Annotated in this window: 21 protein-coding genes; 5 read left to right on the top strand and 16 right to left on the bottom strand. The window is 43.0% G+C overall.

All coding sequences use genetic code 11. The features are described from left to right. The first annotated feature begins 33 nt into the window (after positions 1-33). Positions 34-804, top strand: a complete 771-nt coding sequence (gene hemQ, locus ACTJKA_RS00635) for a hydrogen peroxide-dependent heme synthase (RefSeq protein WP_024719459.1) — start codon at positions 34-36, stop codon at positions 802-804. Positions 805-967: 163 nt separating this feature from the next. Here the strand turns inward: hemQ and ACTJKA_RS00630 are convergent, their stop codons facing one another. Beyond that, a complete protein-coding gene (locus ACTJKA_RS00630) occupies positions 968-1,936 on the bottom strand; it encodes an alpha/beta fold hydrolase (protein ID WP_171465885.1) in 969 nt (322 codons plus the stop codon). An 84-nt stretch (positions 1,937-2,020) separates the two neighbouring features. Further along, positions 2,021-2,500 (bottom strand): Lrp/AsnC family transcriptional regulator, encoded by a 480-nt coding sequence (locus ACTJKA_RS00625; protein WP_440607583.1) that lies wholly within the window; start codon positions 2,498-2,500, stop codon positions 2,021-2,023. A 145-nt stretch (positions 2,501-2,645) separates the two neighbouring features. Here ACTJKA_RS00625 and ACTJKA_RS00620 point away from each other — a divergent pair, with 145 nt between their 5' ends. Further along, the gene (locus ACTJKA_RS00620; protein ID WP_265154595.1) at positions 2,646-3,866 is read left to right on the top strand and encodes an MFS transporter; all 1,221 of its coding nucleotides are present in this window, start codon (positions 2,646-2,648) and stop codon (positions 3,864-3,866) included. Between the two features lie 59 nt (positions 3,867-3,925). Here the strand turns inward: ACTJKA_RS00620 and ACTJKA_RS00615 are convergent, their stop codons facing one another. The 11 genes from ACTJKA_RS00615 to ACTJKA_RS00565 are packed head-to-tail and all read right to left on the bottom strand — an operon-like array spanning position 3,926 to position 14,079. After that, a complete protein-coding gene (locus ACTJKA_RS00615; protein WP_008343612.1) occupies positions 3,926-4,381 on the bottom strand; it encodes a dTDP-4-dehydrorhamnose 3,5-epimerase family protein in 456 nt (151 codons plus the stop codon). Beyond that, on the bottom strand, positions 4,374-5,228 hold the full coding sequence (gene rfbD / locus ACTJKA_RS00610) for a dTDP-4-dehydrorhamnose reductase (RefSeq protein WP_079919330.1): 855 nt from the start codon (positions 5,226-5,228) through the stop codon (positions 4,374-4,376). The genes ACTJKA_RS00615 and rfbD overlap by 8 nt, the downstream gene beginning before the upstream one ends. A gap of 3 nt (positions 5,229-5,231) precedes the next feature. Continuing rightward, positions 5,232-6,197 (bottom strand): dTDP-glucose 4,6-dehydratase, encoded by a 966-nt coding sequence (gene rfbB / locus ACTJKA_RS00605; RefSeq protein ID WP_224558806.1) that lies wholly within the window; start codon positions 6,195-6,197, stop codon positions 5,232-5,234. After that, positions 6,194-6,934 carry a sugar phosphate nucleotidyltransferase gene (locus ACTJKA_RS00600; protein ID WP_017360113.1) on the bottom strand — a complete coding sequence of 247 codons (741 nt, stop codon included), beginning with the start codon at positions 6,932-6,934 and terminating at the stop codon, positions 6,194-6,196. Before ACTJKA_RS00600 ends, rfbB begins: the two co-directional genes overlap by 4 nt. A gap of 2 nt (positions 6,935-6,936) precedes the next feature. Beyond that, positions 6,937-7,965: a glycosyltransferase gene (locus ACTJKA_RS00595; RefSeq protein WP_322536084.1), complete on the bottom strand. Its 1,029-nt coding sequence runs from the start codon at positions 7,963-7,965 to the stop codon at positions 6,937-6,939. Beyond that, positions 7,962-8,702 carry a glycosyltransferase family protein gene (locus tag ACTJKA_RS00590; protein WP_171465888.1) on the bottom strand — a complete coding sequence of 247 codons (741 nt, stop codon included), beginning with the start codon at positions 8,700-8,702 and terminating at the stop codon, positions 7,962-7,964. Before ACTJKA_RS00590 ends, ACTJKA_RS00595 begins: the two co-directional genes overlap by 4 nt. Then, positions 8,692-9,816, bottom strand: a complete 1,125-nt coding sequence (locus ACTJKA_RS00585; RefSeq protein WP_017368267.1) for an N-acetylneuraminate synthase family protein — start codon at positions 9,814-9,816, stop codon at positions 8,692-8,694. Before ACTJKA_RS00585 ends, ACTJKA_RS00590 begins: the two co-directional genes overlap by 11 nt. 1 nt (position 9,817) lies before the next feature. Beyond that, entirely contained in the window at positions 9,818-10,693 is an 876-nt protein-coding gene (locus ACTJKA_RS00580) for a GNAT family N-acetyltransferase (RefSeq protein WP_265154594.1), read from the bottom strand. Further along, on the bottom strand, positions 10,690-11,868 hold the full coding sequence (locus ACTJKA_RS00575; RefSeq protein WP_171465890.1) for a DegT/DnrJ/EryC1/StrS family aminotransferase: 1,179 nt from the start codon (positions 11,866-11,868) through the stop codon (positions 10,690-10,692). The genes ACTJKA_RS00580 and ACTJKA_RS00575 overlap by 4 nt, the downstream gene beginning before the upstream one ends. 21 nt (positions 11,869-11,889) lie before the next feature. Beyond that, complete coding sequence (locus tag ACTJKA_RS00570; RefSeq protein WP_171465891.1) at positions 11,890-13,302, bottom strand: capsular polysaccharide export protein, LipB/KpsS family; 1,413 nt, start codon at positions 13,300-13,302, stop codon at positions 11,890-11,892. Between the two features lie 6 nt (positions 13,303-13,308). Further along, entirely contained in the window at positions 13,309-14,079 is a 771-nt protein-coding gene (locus ACTJKA_RS00565; RefSeq protein WP_171465892.1) for a glycosyltransferase family 2 protein, read from the bottom strand. A 184-nt stretch (positions 14,080-14,263) separates the two neighbouring features. On the opposite strand from ACTJKA_RS00565, the gene ACTJKA_RS00560 reads away from it, so the two are divergent. From ACTJKA_RS00560 to ACTJKA_RS00550, 3 genes are all read left to right on the top strand, one after another. Beyond that, complete coding sequence (locus ACTJKA_RS00560; protein WP_234900746.1) at positions 14,264-14,929, top strand: hypothetical protein; 666 nt, start codon at positions 14,264-14,266, stop codon at positions 14,927-14,929. A 292-nt stretch (positions 14,930-15,221) separates the two neighbouring features. Next, the gene (gene gerQ / locus ACTJKA_RS00555; protein ID WP_007497781.1) at positions 15,222-15,764 is read left to right on the top strand and encodes a spore coat protein GerQ; all 543 of its coding nucleotides are present in this window, start codon (positions 15,222-15,224) and stop codon (positions 15,762-15,764) included. Positions 15,765-15,895: 131 nt separating this feature from the next. Beyond that, the gene (locus ACTJKA_RS00550; RefSeq protein WP_007497783.1) at positions 15,896-16,513 is read left to right on the top strand and encodes a cupin domain-containing protein; all 618 of its coding nucleotides are present in this window, start codon (positions 15,896-15,898) and stop codon (positions 16,511-16,513) included. A 42-nt stretch (positions 16,514-16,555) separates the two neighbouring features. Here the strand turns inward: ACTJKA_RS00550 and ACTJKA_RS00545 are convergent, their stop codons facing one another. The 3 genes from ACTJKA_RS00545 to ACTJKA_RS00535 all read right to left on the bottom strand — a co-directional run bounded on the left by ACTJKA_RS00545 (position 16,556) and on the right by ACTJKA_RS00535 (position 18,671). Beyond that, complete coding sequence (locus ACTJKA_RS00545; RefSeq protein WP_003215282.1) at positions 16,556-16,927, bottom strand: DUF423 domain-containing protein; 372 nt, start codon at positions 16,925-16,927, stop codon at positions 16,556-16,558. Positions 16,928-16,994: 67 nt separating this feature from the next. Next, a complete protein-coding gene (locus ACTJKA_RS00540; RefSeq protein WP_007497786.1) occupies positions 16,995-18,305 on the bottom strand; it encodes a purine/pyrimidine permease in 1,311 nt (436 codons plus the stop codon). A gap of 33 nt (positions 18,306-18,338) precedes the next feature. Beyond that, the gene (locus ACTJKA_RS00535) at positions 18,339-18,671 is read right to left on the bottom strand and encodes a YwdI family protein (RefSeq protein WP_268358323.1); all 333 of its coding nucleotides are present in this window, start codon (positions 18,669-18,671) and stop codon (positions 18,339-18,341) included. Positions 18,672-18,793: the final 122 nt, after the last annotated feature.

Genomic DNA, 18,793 nt, shown 5'->3' with positions numbered 1-18,793 from the left:
ACAGATGGAAAACTGTAAATAGGAGTGAAAGAAATGAGCGAACAACATACAACAAATGAAGCAGCTCAAACACTAGATGGCTGGTATGCGCTGCATGATTTTAGAACGATCGACTGGACGGCTTGGAAGCTGCTGACAAGCGATGAGCGTCAAGCCATCATTCATGAGTTCACAGGTCTATTAGAAAAATGGAAAACAGCCGAGCACAATCAGGCTGGAAGCCAAACAATCTATAGTATTGTCGGCCAAAAAGCAGATATTATGCTCATGATTTTACGTCCGACCATGGAAGAACTAGGTGAAATTGAACTTGAATTCAACAAGACACGACTAGCAGAGTTTACGATTCCAGCTTATTCTTACGTGTCAGTTGTTGAACTCAGCAACTACTTAGCAGGAGGCGGAGATGGCGGAGACCCTTACGAGAACCCGCATGTACGTGCGCGCCTCTATCCAGAGCTTCCTTCTTCTCAATATGTCTGTTTCTATCCAATGGATAAAAGACGTTCTGGCAATGACAACTGGTACATGCTTTCAATGGATGAACGTAAATCCCTTATGAGAAGCCATGGCTTAATTGGCAGAAGCTATGCTGGGAAAGTAAAACAGATCATTACAGGTTCTGTTGGCTTTGATGATTATGAGTGGGGCGTCACTCTTTTCTCTGATGATGTGCTTCAATTTAAAAAATTGGTTTACGAAATGCGATTTGATGAAGTGAGTGCACGTTACGGCGAATTTGGTTCCTTCTTTGTTGGAAACCGATTAGCAAACGAGCAGCTAGCGTCTTATTTCCATGTATGATAAACTCTTAAGGCTTCGGATCTCTCCGAAGCCTTTTTATGTATTTGTTTAGAAAGGTGATCTCATCATGAAAAACTTCCCCATCTTTTTTTCATTTTCAGGATAAGTAAGAAACAAAACTAAACTCACGGCCCTCAACAATGCAGTGAGGATGAACATCATTTTATTTCTTTAGCCTACTTTCAATAAATTGAAGTGTGTCAGCTGCTATTCTATTTCTAGATAGAACAATTCCAGCATGCCCACAACTGTATAAGTACCTTTTAGGTTGATTCCAGCTATTCCACAGAGTATCAGCATCGTTTATGTCGATATACATGTCATATTTTCCTGATATTAAAAGTACATTTTCTTTGTCTACGAGAAGTTTTGCTTTACTAGGATTCATAATATCCCAAGCTTTGTCGAGTTCTTCATGCGTTGTTCCATGTTTCTCCAGATCTCTTCGTATATACTTCCCAGGAAGAGTGTTCCAGATGGAATGCGCAATATTATTCGCATAAAAAGCTGATACAACAATATTCACATGTTTCTCGACTGTTGCTAATAAGTTTGTTAGCCACCCTCCTAAACTAATACCAACTACAATTATTTCTCCACCTTCATTTTCCTTGATCCATTTAATCAGCCCTCTAAGTTCAACAATAGCTTGCTGGGAGGATTGCACTGTTCGACTTATATTGGCGCTAATCATGTGTTCACCAGAATATGTTGAATTCTGTGGTTCCCTATTGAAATGATAAGGCAACGTGTAGTAATAAATATTCCAATCATAATTTTTAACAATTTTATCGTGAAAAATCTTCTTGATTCTGTCGTATGAATCCATTCTCCATCCATGTACAAAGATTACATTGGGTTTGTGCTTTGACTCTTTTCGTAAAAACACTTCCCCAGAAACCTTGTCATTCTTATCTTCACCAGATTTGATGCTTGAATTAAAGGAAAATATTCCACTTTCTAAGTTTGCTGTATGGTTGTTGATGTGAAATTGTAAATCAATAGGCTGAGCACTAAAAAAACGATCCCTGTTACCTACGTCTATAGGCAAATGATTATAGTGACTTTCTTTGCTTCTTGTTCTGTGCATATCCATTATTGCTGCGTAATCTATTACTTTTAAAAGCTTCAAAAGAATTAACTCCTTTAATCACAAATGATTACTATACGAATATTTTAGTATAGAGGAAAAAGGACCTGAGGGCAGGTCCTTTTTCTATTTCACCACGGTCATTTCTGGCTCTTCTATTTGTTTCACACGTTCCTGAATGGGATGGGTAAAGGAATGCTCTGATAAGACAATATGAGAGACCGTTTTTGTAAAGCCAGACACATCTTGAATAAACGCTTCAATTTCTTCAAGAGAAGAAACAGACAGCTTAATGAAAAAACAGGACTGTCCTGCCACTCGATAAGCAAAGAACGCACGTGGATGCTGGTTCATAAATGTCACAAAACGCTGATACTCCCCATTTAATACGGTGACTTCCAGTAAACAGTCTATCATCAGACCCAGCTTTTTATAATTGACTTGAACAGAATACCCTTCGATAATCCCTGCATCCTCTAGTCTTCGCACTCTTTCTGCTACCGCAGGTGCTGATAAATTCACTCGTTTGGACAATTCCCTCATTGATAAGCGGGCATCTTCTCTCAATTCGTTTAAAATATGCACATCCACATCGGTGATTTTCATTCGTTACGCTCCTATCCCAAAATCGTTCCATTTGAAAAGTATTTTATGATGATACTTATGATACGAAATGTAAAATAAAACTAAATAATGGTAGAATTTATTTTAACGGAATTGAATGAAAAAGCAAGTATGGAGGGATCACTTGATGAAAGAATCTTTAGACAGCCAGGCTTCTAAAACATTTCCCATCACACTTGCCATTGCACTCACACTTGGCGTTTTTGCGGCGGGATCGGAGGAACTGGTGATTTCACCACTGCTGCCTGATTTATCAAACTCCTTTCAGCACTCTCTTGATGTTCTCGCTCTTTCCATCAGCATTTATGGGTTAGCTGTGCTGGTTGGAGCTCCGCTACTCGTTCCTTTAGGGGACCGATATTCAAGAGAGCTGTGTTTGATAATTGGGCTGTCCTTCTTTTTAATTGGAACAGTGATGTGTGCTGCTGCCCCAAATTTGGCCGTGTTTTTTGCAGGCCGTGCTATTTCAGGGCTGGCAACTGGTGTATTCGTGCCAACAGCCTATGCTCTTGTGGGCGACCGGGTTCCATACGAATACCGCGGCAAAGTGATGGGACTCATTGTATCGAGCTGGTCTCTTTCTCTTGTCCTTGGTGTGCCCATTGGCGCCTTTATCGGCCAGAGTTTAAACTGGCGCTGGACGTTTTGGATCTTCGCTATGATGAGTCTCATTGTCCTGCTGCTTGTCATCCTTGAATCAAGAAAACAAGTCAGAGCAGCTGATCCGAAGGCACCTCATGCTAGAGAGAAAACAGGCTCTTTATGGGGAGCTTTGAAAATCAATCGTGTGCCTGCCTATTTGACTGTGACGTTTTGCAATATGCTTGGATTTTACGGCATGTACTCGTTTTTAGGTGCTTATCTGCAAAGTCTGTTTGATGGCGGACAATCAACAGCTGGACTTCTTATTATGGCTTATGGTGTCGGCTTTTCTATGAGTATGTTTACTGGAAAATTAGCAGACTGGTTCGGTAAAACTCGTTCCCTTGTCTTCGTGCTAGGTGGAATTGCGCTTGTTCTAGCCTTGCTTCCTTATGCGCCATTCTCGTGGATGTTGCTGATTTTCGCCCTATTTATTTGGGGTGCTATGCAAAGCTTATCTGTCACGCTTCTAAGCACCATTCTAAGCGACTGCTCTCAAACCCATCGCGGGAAAGTGATGGCTTTTTACAGCCTGGCCTCCAACCTTGCTGTTATGCTCGGTTCCGCATTGATGGGACCCGTTTATGTCCATTTCGGATATCATACGGTAGGTCTTGTCTGTGCACTCATTACGCTTGTTGGTTTTATCATCAGCTTCGGCAGCTATAAACGAGAACGTTCTATTCAGAAATGTAAGGCTGTCTAGTTCCATTTCCCATGGATGAAAATAAAAAAGACCTTTCTCCTGCGAAAGGCCTCTCTTCTCTATTTAAATGTCGTTTCCCAGTTAAATCCGATCGCCTCATCATTCCACGCAATTCTCTTCTCATCTGGGTTTTTTGGGTCGTACGATTCTGTTGTAAAATAAACAATCTGCAGCGGCGTCTCCCCTAATACGCGGTAGCCATGTGCAACTCCCTTTGGAATGAGGAGCAGCATCGGATTATCTTCTCCCATATAATACACATCGGTTTGACCCTTTGTCGGGGAATCTTCTCTCAAATCGTATAAAACGACCTGTGCATGACCTGCTGGGAAAAACCAAACATCGTCTTGTTTTTCATGATAATGAAAGGCTTTGATGACTCCTGGGAAACTTTTCGACCACGACGCCTGCCCAAAGCGCTTCAGCATCGGTTCGTCATCTCGAATAAGCTCTGCGAAAAAGCCGCGATCATCACAATGTTTCATGAGTTTTTTCGTTTGTACACCATCAATCATGCTGCTCGAATCTCCCTTCTTTCTGCAAGTATTCATGAAGTGCATCTTTCCAATGTCTTGGCTTCCAGCCTGTCGCTTCAATCGCTTGCAGATCTAAAACAGAGTAGGCGGGCCGAGGTGTTTGGAAACCATACTCTTCAGTGGAAATGGGTTCAATTGTCGTAGACAGACCGCTTGCTGCCACAATTTCTGTCGCAAAGTCAAACCATGAACAGCTAGCTCGGTTACTGACATGATAAATACCTGCTTTCTGGTCAAACAAGTGAATCAAAGCTTCTGCGGCATCCTTTGTATAAGTAGGAGACCCTAACTGATCATTGACGATGCGCAAATGATCCTTCGTTTCAGCCAGTCGAAGAATGGTATTCACAAAATTATGTCCCTCATGTCCATAGAGCCACGATGTCCGAATGATCTTCACTTCATCTGACACAAGATGAATCAATTCTTCTCCAAGTTTTTTACTCTTTCCATAAATGGTTTGCGGATCTGCTTGTGCATCAACTTGGTAAGGGGTATCCGCTTGCCCATCAAATACATAATCTGTGCTGACATGTAACACATCTGCCCCTACGTTCTTAGCCTCCAGCGCTGTATAGTAGGCGCCAATCCCATTCACAAGATAGGCTTTTTCCGTTTCTGTTTCGCATTGATCCACAGACGTATAAGCAGCCGCACTGACAACAATATCCGGACGGAAATGTCTCATTGCATGTCTGACTGCCTGTTGATCTGCGATATTCAGCATACTCCTTGTTAAAGCAATGACGGTGATGTCTTTTTCTTTCAGCTGTTTCGTCAATTCTTTCCCTAATTGGCCGCCTGCACCGGTGATTAAAACTTTCATCGGTCACCCTTCTTCACTTTGATCATATTTGGCACGATACCAATCAATCGTTTTTTCGATACCTTTTTCAAATGAAGTTGCCTGCACCCAGCCGAGCTCTTCTTTTAGCTTACTGGCATCAATGGCATACCGCCTGTCATGCCCTTTCCGGTCTTGAATAAACGCGATTTGGTCATGAGAGATGCCTAGATGTGTGAGAATGGTTTTGGTTAAATCAAGATTTGTTTTCTCGTTGCCTCCGCCAATATTGTACACCTGACCGACTGTTCCGTTTTCTACTACTTGTTTTACGGCTCTCGCATGATCCTCTACATAGAGCCAATCGCGGATCTGCTGGCCGTCTCCGTAAATCGGAATCTTTTCACCATTGACCGCTTTTCTAATAATGGTTGGGATTAATTTTTCTTCATGCTGATAAGGTCCGTAGTTGTTGCTACATCTTGTGATCATTGCGGGTAATTGGTGGGTGTGGATATAAGATTTCACAAGCAGGTCTGAACTTGCCTTGCTTGCTGAATAAGGATTATTCGGTGAGAGTGGTGTTTGTTCTGTGAAAGCAGGATCATCCGGCTCCAAATCTCCATATACTTCATCTGTAGAAATATGAATGAGTTTATTCGCCTTTCCCTTTAAGACAGCTTCGAGCATACGATAGGTACCAAGGACATTTGTTTGGATAAAGGGTTCTGCTGACTCAATACTGCGATCGACATGTGATTCTGCTGCGAAATGAATGATGGCATCATAGGCTTCATCAAATACTTGATCTAGTTCGTCTTGCAGCGTGATATCTCCTTGGACAAAACGGAAATGAGGCAGCTTTGATAAATATTCCATCTCCTCTGGATGACTGGCATATGTTAATTTATCAAATACGGTCAGCCGGACATCGGATTCTTGAAGCAGCAGCTTCACAAAATTCAGTCCAATAAACCCTGCTCCACCTGTAATTAAATAAGACTTCGTCATTCGTATCCCTCTTTTTCCTTCATCGTTTCAAACATTTTTGTTGATGCTTCGTGGAGAGATTCATGTGTTCCTGCATCAATCCACCACCCTTTTAACATATCATAGGTCAGCTGGCTATTTGAGATGTAGAGATTATTCACATCAGTAATCTCTAGTTCACCTCGATCTGACGGCGAGATTTCCTCGATATATTGAAAGACGTCTTGATCATAAAAATAGATGCCCGTGACGCAGTAAGATGACGTCGGATGCTCTGGCTTTTCTTCAATTGATAAAATTCGGTGATGAGCAGGATCAATTTCTGCAATGCCAAACCGTTTTGGATCTGCCACCTCTTTCAATAAAACCTTGGCTCCGCTTTCTTGTTGCCTAAAGGCGTCGACAAAAGGGCGTAATGAATCTTCAAATACATTATCACCAAGCATCAGCACAAATTTTTCCCCTTGAGCAAAGGACTTTGCATAGGATAAACCATCGGAAATACCAGACGCTTCTGGCTGTACTTGATACACAATGTTCATCCCAAGTTCACGATCATCTTCCAGTAACTTTTGAAACAACGGAATTTGTTCTTCCTGTGAAATCAGCATCACATCTACAATTCCTGCTTCTTTCAGTTTGAATAATGACCAATAAATCATCGGGTATGGACCAACCGGCAGCAAGTGTTTGTTGAAAATCTTCGTTAATGGTGCCAGCCGTGATCCCTTTCCTCCTGCTAAAATAACTCCCTTCACATCTACACATCCTTATGTTCTTTTTGGTGTGAATTCATGAGGTGTATAAGAATGTTTTTCACTCGTTCGATTCCTTTTCCATCAATGAGTGAACGTCCATTAAGATGAATGCTTCTGCGGAGAAAATAGCTGTCAGACAGTTTTTGAACAGCTTGCAACAGGTCTTTTTCTTCCACAAGGTCACCTAATCCAAGGTGAAAACAAGCGCCTTTTTGCGCAAACATGCTCGCTGTCACTGCTTGGTGGTCTACTTGCGATAGGACAATGCTGGGCACCCCGATACAAATTACCTCATATAACGTCATACCGCCTGCTACGATAGCCACATCAGCTTCTGATAAAAGAACCGGTAGTTGATCTGTATGTTGAATGAATTGGATATGTTCCGCCTCTACTTGCTCTTTGATGTGAGAGGCTTTTCCTGCGACCGCTAAAATGTCTAGGTGATTTGTTTGAAGAAGCGCCGATACAGCCTTTGATAACAGGCCGCACGGATCACTTCCGCCAAGGCTGATGACCACCTTTTTACATTCTTTCCGAACCTCATATGTGTCTTTGAATTGATTAATCTCGTGATCTAACAATAAATAGGGCGTTCCATGATAATAAGCCGTGCCATTAACCTGCTCGTGCTTCCCGTCCAGACCGCCATAAATGCCGTTTATGACCGTGTCTGCAAGCTGACAGGCTTCCTCTCTTTTTTCCTCAAATAAGACCAGCCTCGCACTGCCACAGGAGTCTTTGATCGTTTGAAGAAACTGAAGATCACAATCAAGGACATCTATGACTAAAAGGTCAGGCTTTAGCTTTTTGATGTCTTGTTGGACCTGGAGAAGCGCATTCGACTCATGCACCATCTGAACGTGCCACTCTGGGTGCGAAAGCATTTCTACACAAATCTGATCATTTGTATAGAAATATAAGTTGTTCCCTTCCTGAAGCAGTTCTTTTGCCAAACGTTTCATTCTGACGACATGACCCATTCCTCTTAAAAAACCCCCATAAACAACAATCATGATTTTTTTGTTCATTCAGCATCCTTCTGTCTCACAGATTGATTCAAACGAACAATGTCTGGATGTTGTTCACAGATGGAAATGAGCTCAGCTGTCGGCACAGCAATAGAACCACCAGCTTTCTCTAATAAACAGGTAGCAAACACATAATCTTCTTCTGTATCAATCGTGAATCGATAAGCAGGATATGCAAGTTCTTTGGGCGGTGTGAATAATTGAAGGTGAAATTGCTCGGGATGCTTTCTGATATACAGCGTGACATGCTCACGTTCTGAATAAGTGAGGGGAAATTTGTCGATTTCACATAAAATAGATGCCTCAATCATTTCCCCGGAAATACCGAGTGGTGTTCCGTTCGTATATGTGTAGTCAGCCTTTTCCTGTCTATGTTTTTCAAGCATTTTCGACAAAAGCGAAGGATCTATAAATGGATTGTCTCCCGTTAAACGTACAACCGTTTTAGGTTCAAATTGGCGAACAATCTGCGCAAACCGCTCAAGCACATCTGCCTCACTGCCTCGAAACACCTTATAGCCCTTTGACATACAGTATTGAGCCAAATAGTCATCCTCTGGCTCAACCGTTGTGGCAATCATAAGGTTTTGCATTTTGTGATGGTAATCATCTGATTGCTTCACCCGCTCCACAATCAAATCAATCAGCGCCATGCTGCCGATCGGTTTCATCACTTTTTTAGGCAGTCTTGTTGACCCCATCCTAGCCTGAATGACAAAAAGTACATCATGCATCATCTCGAGACTCCTGCATGAGTACGTCTTTCCACGAAACACCTGTATGAGCTGGGATGTCTCTCACAGCCTTTGTGCCAAGTAAAATCGGCATATATCGCGGATGCAACCCCTGATTTTTTTGTCCAGGGCGCAGCACAGCTACATTTTCTGACGTGAGGGTCTCTCCCTTTGCAATGCCTTTGGTCGTAAAAATTCCTCGATACGCAAATTCTCGAATCTGCCCTTCAATGGCTGTTGTCGTTTTATAAGAACTGCCAAGAAGCTCCTCTGGTAATGAATGAACGTCTATTTCCGCTTGATTCCGCTGCTTTTCTGCTGCTCGAATGTGCTGAACCATTTCCTTTAATTCTTCAGGACTAAGAGCAAATGAATGATCCGCTCCGGGTAATGTTTTATCTATTGTAAAATGTTTTTCAATCATTGCTGCCCCGAGCTTCACAGCGGCTACTGGCGCTTCCGTCGGGTGTTCACTATGATCTGAAAAGCCAATGACTGCTTCAGGGAAAGCGGACCTTAAGGTTTGAATTACCCGCAGGTTCGTATATGCTCTAGGTGCTGGATACTTTGCCACACAATGCATGATGGCGACTTGCTTATTTTGCTGGCTCGTAATCGTTTCGTATGCTTCATGAACATCAGCAATGGTGGCCCCAGCTGTTGAAAAAATGATCGGCTTGTGAAAAGAAGCCGTATGACGCAAAAGAGGCAAATGGTTGATTTCATAGGATGCCAGTTTAAAAGCAGGCGGATTCGTTTGATTCAATAAATCAGCCGATTCTTCATCACACACGGTGCTTAAAAACATCAGTCCTTTTTCCTTACAACGTCTCAATAAGACAGGCAGCCATTCTGGCGGCAGCTCCATTTGTTCCACTAAAGAAAAAATAGACACTTCTTCTCCTTTGGCCGTTTCGTATAACCCCGGTTCCTTTTGATACATCCGATCCGCTTGAAACATTTGAAACTTCACCGCATCAGCCCCTGCTTCTTTTGCCACATCAATTAAAGCAAGTGCCTGATCCAGCTTTCCATCATGGTTAATGCCTGCCTCTGCAATGATAAAGACAGGCGCACCATCTCCCACTTTGCGATCTCCGATATAGAAATGCGCCATCTTACCTCTCTCCTTTTTTCGGCCACACATGGTAATACAAAAAGGCATTTGTTGTCCTAAACCCCATCTTTTCGTACAGCTGGATAGCTGTTGTATTATGAAGCTGTGTCCCCGCAGAAATGAAGTGATGCCCTCTGTCATGAGACACTTTCATCATCTCAATAAACAGCTTTTTTCCGATCCCTTTTCCTTGAACATCCGGTCTAATCGCAAAAAGCTCAAGCCCCATCTCATGACCCTTTGTCATACCTTGAATCAAGCCAACCACTTCATCATTCACCTTGGCAACGAGGTTAATATCTGCGCGTCCAAGTAGGTTGTTTCTCATCCATTCCTGATAAAAATGCTGAACAACACGCTGGTCTAAATATGGATCAAGGGCATAACGGCTTTTCACAAAAGCCTGATTACCTAGTAAGACCGCCTCATCGTAATCCTTTTCATCTGGCACACCCATCACCACATCTTGATCTGATGATGGCATCTCCATGAGGGCAGGCGGTGCCTCAAGCCTAGTGAGACCACCGACATAATACACATGGGATAGTTTTTGAACAATGCGGTTTTTTTCAAGATCAGCCGCCTCAAGACGTAAAAAGAAAAAATCACATTTTTCTGTTCTCATCCAATTGATGAATCTCTCCATCAATTCTTTAAAGAGCAGCGCTGATTCAGCTTCCACAAACTTCACATGAAAAATATGCTTGTCAAAAATACCGCTCTCCCATTTGGACCATTCGTATAGCAGCACTGCTTTGAGCTTAGCGCCGCTGACAAGAGCAAACTGCTTGAATCCTGCCATGCGTTCCGCTTCAAGACCATATGTTTTCAGCCAAGCTGCCAGCACCTGATCGTCTATTGCATGAACGACTTTCATGAAGAGGCCTTCTTGTCTTTTAAAATTGACACGACTGCGGTGATGACATCCTGCACATCTTCATCTGTCATACTTGGATAGAGCGGGAGCGAAAGCGTTCGTTTGTAATAAGTGAGTGCCTCAGGGAAATCCTCTGGTGAATGGTTATAGGTCTCTTGATAATATGGATGCAAGTGAACGGGAATAAAATGAACACTCGTGCCGATTTTATATTCCTTTTGCAGCTGATCAATCATGTCATCGCGTGTGATCATTGCTTCTTTTGGATCAACTTGCAGCACATATAAATGCCACGCATGTCTTCCCTCATCATGTACAGGCGGCAAGATGAGACCAGCTTCATGTTGAAATGCCTGATTGTATATCTTCGCAATCTGTTCTCTGCGTGTCTGCATCTCCTTCAACCGGCTTAGCTGAACGAGCCCTAACGATGCTTGCACGTCAAACATGTTCATTTTATAGCCCGGTTCCTCGACCTCGTAATACCATGTTCCCTTTTCTCCATAACGATTCCACGCTCCCTTGCTCATCCCGTGAAGCGCCAGCCTTCTGATTCTAGCCGCAAGTGCATCATCATTTGTCGTCAGCATGCCGCCTTCACCAGTCGCTATGTTTTTCGTTGCATAGAAGCTAAAAGCGGTCGCATCACCAATTGATCCAATCGGTTGATCATGATAGGTCGTATAGAGGGCATGAGCGGCATCCTCCAACACGAACAAATCATATTTTCTGGCAATCGCTAAAATTTGGTCCATATCACACGATTGACCAGCAAAATGTACAGGGACAACCGCTTTCGTATGTGGTGTAATGGCCGCTTCTAATTTTTTCGCATCTAGATTGAGTGTCGCCGGATCAATATCCACGAAAATAGGGGCTGCCCCCGTATGGATGATCGTATTGGCTGTTGCGCAGAACGTCAGAGGCGTTGTGATGACCTCATCACCAGCTCCAATGCCTCTCGCCTTTAACGCTAAAAATAGAGCAGCTGTACATGAATTGACTGCTATTGCGTGCTTCGCTCCAGTCAGCTGCCTAAACTCTTCTTCAAACTGTCTCACTTTTGGTCCGGTGGACAACCAGCCGGACTTTAATGTTCCAATGACTTCATCAATTTCTTCCTGTTCAATAAAAGGCAGTGCATAAGGAAGAAATTGTGCTCTCTTTTGTCCCATATCGCTTGCACACCCCTATCTTCATCTCTGAAAATCCACGCCTGTTTTTGTTTTGAGCAGAGAAAGCAGAACATCGGTCGATTGTGCATGCGGATAATGCTCTTGAATGAAACGAGCTCCTTGCTGTTTCGCCAGCTTCATTTCTTGTTCATCCGATAAAATACGGATCGCTTTCTCGGCCAACTCAATAGGGTTTTCCATGTGGCAGCTGCCAAGCGACTCGTAATAAGGGTATCTTCTGCCTTCTGTCATTTTTCCAATCAGTACACTCTTTTTAAAGAGCATTGCTTCCAGACCAACTGTTGATGTGAGCGTAATGACCATATCCATATACGGCAGAAGGTCATACAAGTCGATCTCTTTTTTAATTAATCTCACATGGTTCCCCGCACGTTCAATCGCTGTGTAGTCATTTAATCGATTTCGAGCGATTTCCCACGGATGCGGCTTCATAATCAGCTGAATATCTTTCCGTTTTGCAATCGTTTTAAGAACATCACCGTAAAAGACTTCTGAAAACGGCTGTGTTGCCACGAGCACAGTCTTTTTGGCAGGATTGAAGTTCAATTTACGAAAGACCATTTCCTGTTGAAGCGGTGTTCGCTCCTGCACCAAATCAAATCTCGGGTGACCTGTGATCTCCACCTGCTCAGGCTGACAGCCTTTGTCTACATACCAGTCCTTTTCATATTTTCCAAACACTCCGTGGCAGGTGGTGAAAATCGGCAAAAAGGCTTCGTCTCCCATGAGCGCACCGTGCTGAAGACAAATACTTGTGAGATGGCGCTTCACGGTTTGCAAGGCGAGCACACGGCTATATGCATCCTCCGTCGTACCAACCACGACAGCTGTGATCGGCTGCATCTCAAATAGCGTTTCTATTTGGTCAATCACATCAATAAATTGCACAATGTCCTTCCGAAGCTTTTCTCTAAAAAAGACATTGCCAAAGACAGGATGGTGGGCGTAAGGTTTCAATAGAGCATTTGCTTTTTCAATATATTCAACATGGGCTTCTTTATTAACCTCTCCGGCTAATTCCGGCTTGCTGATCACCGGTAATCCGAAATAATCAGCCTTCTTCCAGCGCGCGAGCACCACTGTTTGGTTCGGATGGAACCGCGTGTAATTTTGTTCAGTAAAACGCAGGTGTTCAAAGTGAAGCAGCACCTTTCCATGACTCGGACGATAAGGGATACGCTTGATCTGCTGTTTATGCTGATCAAAAAAGGGCTGAATGTCTTGCGGCTTTGGACAAGTCGTTGTCAGCTCTTCACCAAACGCCTCATCTTCCATACGTTCCCTCACTTCAGGGCTGATGTATTGATAAAAATTACTGATTAATCCAAGGGGGATGTGGCGATAGGTTAAGTCTTTCATCAGATTCACATACTCAAAGTACACCTGCCAATAATGATGAATATAATGCGACACTTAAGGTCACCTCCCATGTCTTTGTTTTAATATATGACGGAGCTCCCTGCAGGTAGACTGCGGAGGAAGTGCTTGAATAAAGGCACTTTTCTCTTCTTCTGCCAGCTGATAGTGAATCGACTGTTCCGTGATGTAATTGATATCTAATACTTCATCAAAGGGATAGAACGGATAAAAATGATTCAATCGAAAAAAGAACCGGGCGTCCCCTATTCGATAAAAATGTGGACTCTCATCCCAGTAAGACCCAAATTCAGCATGAATTTTTGTTAAAATAGAAGCACGATGAACAACCGAACAATGATCTATAGCGCAAGGTGCATTCCAGTGCACTGTTTGCGCAGGTCGAATTGTTTCCTTTATTGGCTCTTTTTTGCTATTTAAATAGATTACTTTCGATCCAGAATAGACAATATCTTCACATGGGCGGGCATCTAGGTAACGAGTGAGCTTCTCTAAACGATCCAGAGCATAGACATTGTCATCTGTGGCATAGGAAATATACTCGCCCTTTGCCAGTTCTAACGCTTGATTAATCAGGACGGCGTATCGGGTTTTCGCTGTTCTCTCCTCCAGCGTTTTGACACCGCTTTGGATAAAATGAACGCGTGAATCTTTACGGAAAGGCTCAATAGCAGCAAGGGTTTTTTCGTTTGAACCATCGTCCATGATGAATAGCTCAAAGTCTGACAGCGTCTGCTGCAGGATCGCTTCAATTGATCTACCGACGTAAGCCGACTTGTTGTAGCTCGTCATAATGACAGTTACTTTTGTCAAAGTTTTCACCTCAGTCTCTTTCAAACTATGGTTATCATATGTGTTTCCTCTTAAAGAGACTGTAGAGTGACCTATTTTTTATAAAATTGGATTTTTTTATCGATCTATCTTTGAAAAACGTGAACACTTTGGTAATATTAGTAATCATTTATGTGTATTAAAGGAGTAAAGAACATTGGAAGTTATGAAGAATGATCTCCCCAAAGAAGAGGAAGCAAAAGGATTTTTTCGGTTTTTAAAAATTTTCGTCGCGACTAAAACAATTATTCGCTCATATCAACATTCCTCTATTCCAATTTGGCTGATGATGCTCCTTGCAAGTATCGCTGGTACGGGCTGGGTCTACGAAGGGTATTTTAGCGAATATATGGGCAATCATATTCCATTTCCTTTTATTCTGTTACAAGGTGCAGGATATGGTATTTTAGCAGGCAATCTCGGTCTATTTTTCGGTGTACTCATCCTAAAGTTGTTAGGACGCCTTTTTTTCGGCAGTCAAACCGCGTATCGAGATGTACTGAAAGCCTGCTCGCTGTCGATCTTTTTCCCTTCTGCTTTATTTGCACTCAGTTGGATTTTCACGATTGGCATGCTCGGTCCGTATACGTTTGTCAAAATCTCACCCTATTTAGATCAGCATTATGAAATTTGGTATTATCTCGATCTTTTTACTGTTATTGACGCTTATGCAAAGACGTGGATATTGGGAATGGCTATTTTAAGCATTGCCGCTGTGATGAAGCTAAAATTATGGCAAGCCTTTCTCGTTGTGATCACACCGCTTGCGGCATCTTTTCTCATCGTGACACTTTCATCTGATCTCCAGCGAGCTATAAATTGGATAATGTAAGATTGATCACCTGATCGAAATGAATTTCGTATCTTGTGCACTGAATCACAGACCTAACGAAGAACGCGGGGGGTTTTCTATAACACTGAAAAGAAAACAAAGGGCTAAAATAAACATCATTTTAGCCCTTTGTCAACAATCTGCGGGACTGCATGGCAGTTCCTTTTTTTCGTTCAATGTACATATTCTCTCTTCCTGTCTCATAGTGTGAAAGAGAAAAAGAATGCTATGGAAACAACAGGCGCTTTTCTGCCTTCTGTTTAGAACACCATGAGGAAAGAGGAGGAACGTTATGAAATTGAAAAATCAATTTGGGCAAGGTTCGGGTTTCGAAGGTCAAGATTTTCGCCAGCAACAATATGGAGCAAATCCGTATCCTGCGCAGCAGATGGGTTATTCAGTCCCTCCCCAAACGCAGGGTCAAATGCAAGGTCAAATGCAGCAGGGGTATTCGCCAATGCCGTCTACTGGTACTTCACAAGGAGGCCAAGGTGGGCAAAGTGGCGGGCAGCCCTATCAAATTCCTTCTGGACCGATTTATCAGCAGAACGTCACCGGTCAGCTGCCGCTTGAGCAGTCCTATATTGAAAATATTTTACGATTAAACCGCGGCAAAGTAGCCACGATCTATATGACGTTTGAGGCAAGTAAAGAATGGAACTCTAAGATTTTTAGAGGGGTCATTGAGGCCGCAGGACGTGATCACATTATCATCAGTGATAACAAAACAGGGACACGATACTTATTGTTAACGATCTATCTTGATTACATTACGTTTGATGGGGAAATTCAATATGACTATCCATACTCGATGTCTACGTATTCTCCGAGATAACCTCAAGTTCATATCAACAGCAAGGTGCAGACGCCCTTGCTTTTTTCTTTTGTCTAGGTTTTTGACACACCTTCGGGGGAAGGCTCATAAGATGCCTAGTAGTTTTTATTAAACGCCTAGAGGTGACATCAATGACTGTTGAGCTGGATTATACATCGCCGAATGTCAAATATTCATTTGATTTGAATCAAAGCCCCCTTGTGAAATATGACCAACACAACCTGATTAATGTTTTAGGAAAAAAACAATTAAATTCGCTCGATCAAGTATCTCTGCTGGATATATATTTGAGTAAAAGCAAAGTAGTAGAGCCTCATTATCATCAAAATGCTGCCGAGCTTGTTTATTGTATCGCCGGCTCTGCTGCTGTATCCATGCTGAACCCTTTTACAAAAAAGCTGTCCACCTACACCATTACCCCCGGGCAGGTAGCCAATGTGCCACAAGGCTGGTGGCATTACGAAGTCGCCTTACAGGACAAAACCCATTTGTTAGCCATTTTTAACGCATCGACACCAGAAGTCATCTTAGGTTCAGACCTTCTAACCCTCACGCCTTCTCACATCATGGCACATACTTATTGCATGAACGAAACGCAGTGGAAACAGGCGACGCAGCCTGTGAAGCCTGGTGTGTTTATCGGACCTTTCTGCCACCGGGAGGAAGAGGCACAAACTCACCCTGTCCCCCCTTCCCACTATGTACCTTATTATCAAGCACCTCCGAACTATTCTCCTTATTGGAGTTAAGAAAAAAACCGATGCCCCTATGAGAGCATCGGTTTTCCTAGCTTATAAATTTTTTGCTGCTGCAATCACTAGCATGATCCAAGAAGCGATAAATGCCACTCCGCCAATTGGTGTAATGGCACCTAATATCTTCACCTGAGTCAAGGCAAGCACATAAAGGCTTCCTGAGAAGAAAAGAATGCCTGCCAGCATCACCCAGCCAGCGGTCGGCACTAGGGAAACACCTGACAGCTTATCTGCCAGAAAGGCGACAATAAACAGGCCAATGGCATGGAACATCTGATATTGAACCCCTTTATTCCATATCTCAATATACTTTTCAGGAATTTTCCCTTCCAGTCCATGTGCACCGAAGGCTCCAAGACCAACCGCAAGCATGGCGTTAATGGCACCTAATATGAAAAATAGTTTCATTCGTCATTCTCCTTATCTCGTCAATTATGTTTATCATAGCGCGGGTCTTATCCAACATTCAACTTTCCTATGATGCTGACACGAGATTGTCGGATTTCTTCTTCTTTCGCAGCAGCACTTGATCGACCACAATTGCAATCAGCGTGCCAAGCACAAGACCATTGCTCAATAAAGAAATCAGCACAGGATGCATGCCTTTCAATGCCCCCTGCGGCACAAACATTGCGCCCACGCCTGCTAAAACAGCGATGCCAAGCACAAATCGAATGCGCGGGATGTCTTCTTTTTCATACTGATCGAATTCAGACATAGCAATCCCAATCATAGAAGAGAACACCACAAAGTTCACAGCCAGCCCCACAGGTGAAGGCAATGCAGAGAAAAAGCTCATCAATAATGGAAATAAACTAATGAGGACAATGAGCAGACTGCCAAGGAAAAATGGCTTTCTCGATGGAATTTTGGTTGTTTGTATAAAACCCGCTGCCCCTGAAATAGGAACAGGCGCAATCGCACCAATCAGTCCGCTCAGCAAATGACCAAATGCGGCGACAAAACCAGCCGGTCTGGCTCGTTTCCGCTCACGCAGTTCACCAAATGCCTTGACGGAACTTTCCACAATTCGAATACTTGCCAACATATTCACAATGAGTAAGATCGTAATAAAAAAGGACGTGACAAGCAGTCCACTGTCAAAGACCGGCATGCCAAACGGAAACAGTTTTGGAAACTCAATGATCTGCTCAGGAATGCGAACAGGCTTCGCTAGTCCGAGTAAAGCAAATAACAGCCAGCCGCCTGCAAGTGCAAATAACACAGAAAACTGTCTTAAATAATGCCATTTTGAGCGGCTGATCATGAAGGTGATGACAATAATCAAGATCGATAGACAAAAGACAAGCCCATCTACCTGATTTCCCCGATAGCCGATCCCCATCAGCCCTTTCATGATTGGCTGACTTAACTGCACAACAAGCAGCAGCAAATAAATACCTGTGACAACCGGCGTAAATAAAGACGCAAGCCAATTAATGATTTTAAAAAGACTAAAAATAAAAAAGAACGCAGCACTAAAAATTAACGCCCCTTGTAACGCTTGCAAGGTTTCAGGATATGTAGCAAAAATCGTCCCTGTCATGCCTGCATAAAGGGTATATACCCCCCACCACAGCCCTGCTGGACTTTCATTGATCGGCAGCATATGACCGCATAAACACTGCACCATCGCCACAAGTCCAAGTGAAAAGAATGTACTCTGAATCAGTTCCGCCGACTGCACTTGATTTAATTCAAATGCTTGTGCAATCGCAATCGGCACAGCAATAGAAGCTGCGATAAAAAATGCCATCCACTGAATGGCGCCCAAAAATAGTTTCAACCCGATCACCTTCCCTTTGTCGTGACAAGACCATTAAAAATCAAAAATAGAGTCACCGTTGCCATCTTTCTCTTGTTGACCCTCTTCTTTATGCTGAAATTTCTTTGCACCGCTAATGCCCATCAATTTCTCTAGCATGGCTTGATCCGTAGACACAGCCGGTGCAGATGGTGTCTGTATAGATGGAGGTGGTGAAATAACCGAAGACTGCGGCATTTGCACCTGTGATGATGTGTCGAGAATGACATCACATAGTGAAGAAATGACCGCCGCTTGACGTTTCACCTCTTCATCATTTCCACTTTGTTTTGCTTTTTGAATGGCTTCCTCCATTTTTTGAAGCAGACTTGATATATGAATATTCAAGGGTAGACCCTCCAATCTAAAAAATTCGTTTTCCAACATTATTTTACCAAATGAACAAACCGAATGGGCTCATTTTTTCAAAGCTGTGTGCTTCTGTTCCTCTTATTTGACCCTTCCCCATG

Origin of the sequence: Bacillus sp. 22190, assembly GCF_052045575.1 — a bacterium.
GTDB classification, from domain to species: domain Bacteria; phylum Bacillota; class Bacilli; order Bacillales; family Bacillaceae; genus Bacillus; species Bacillus altitudinis.
Note: the sequence above shows the minus strand (reverse complement) of the source record. Positions and strands in the feature narration are given on the sequence as shown.

Excerpts from the sequence above, each read along its gene's own strand:
- ACTJKA_RS00585 (WP_017368267.1), bottom strand. The coding sequence starts at position 9,816 with ATGGCGCATTTCTATATCGGAGATCGCAAAGTGGGAGATGGTGCGCCT.
- ACTJKA_RS00580 (WP_265154594.1), bottom strand. The coding sequence starts at position 10,693 with ATGAAAGTCGTTCATGCAATAGACGATCAGGTGCTGGCAGCTTGGCTG.
- hemQ (WP_024719459.1), top strand. The coding sequence starts at position 34 with ATGAGCGAACAACATACAACAAATGAAGCAGCTCAAACACTAGATGGC.
- ACTJKA_RS00550 (WP_007497783.1), top strand. The coding sequence starts at position 15,896 with ATGACTGTTGAGCTGGATTATACATCGCCGAATGTCAAATATTCATTT.
- ACTJKA_RS00575 (WP_171465890.1), bottom strand. The coding sequence starts at position 11,868 with ATGGGACAAAAGAGAGCACAATTTCTTCCTTATGCACTGCCTTTTATT.
- ACTJKA_RS00595 (WP_322536084.1), bottom strand. The coding sequence starts at position 7,965 with ATGAACAAAAAAATCATGATTGTTGTTTATGGGGGTTTTTTAAGAGGA.
- ACTJKA_RS00620 (WP_265154595.1), top strand. The coding sequence starts at position 2,646 with ATGAAAGAATCTTTAGACAGCCAGGCTTCTAAAACATTTCCCATCACA.
- ACTJKA_RS00545 (WP_003215282.1), bottom strand. The coding sequence starts at position 16,927 with ATGAAACTATTTTTCATATTAGGTGCCATTAACGCCATGCTTGCGGTT.
- ACTJKA_RS00615 (WP_008343612.1), bottom strand. The coding sequence starts at position 4,381 with ATGATTGATGGTGTACAAACGAAAAAACTCATGAAACATTGTGATGAT.
- ACTJKA_RS00625 (WP_440607583.1), bottom strand. The coding sequence starts at position 2,500 with ATGAAAATCACCGATGTGGATGTGCATATTTTAAACGAATTGAGAGAA.
- ACTJKA_RS00590 (WP_171465888.1), bottom strand. The coding sequence starts at position 8,702 with ATGATGCATGATGTACTTTTTGTCATTCAGGCTAGGATGGGGTCAACA.
- ACTJKA_RS00560 (WP_234900746.1), top strand. The coding sequence starts at position 14,264 with ATGAAGAATGATCTCCCCAAAGAAGAGGAAGCAAAAGGATTTTTTCGG.
- gerQ (WP_007497781.1), top strand. The coding sequence starts at position 15,222 with ATGAAATTGAAAAATCAATTTGGGCAAGGTTCGGGTTTCGAAGGTCAA.
- rfbD (WP_079919330.1), bottom strand. The coding sequence starts at position 5,228 with ATGAAAGTTTTAATCACCGGTGCAGGCGGCCAATTAGGGAAAGAATTG.
- rfbB (WP_224558806.1), bottom strand. The coding sequence starts at position 6,197 with ATGACGAAGTCTTATTTAATTACAGGTGGAGCAGGGTTTATTGGACTG.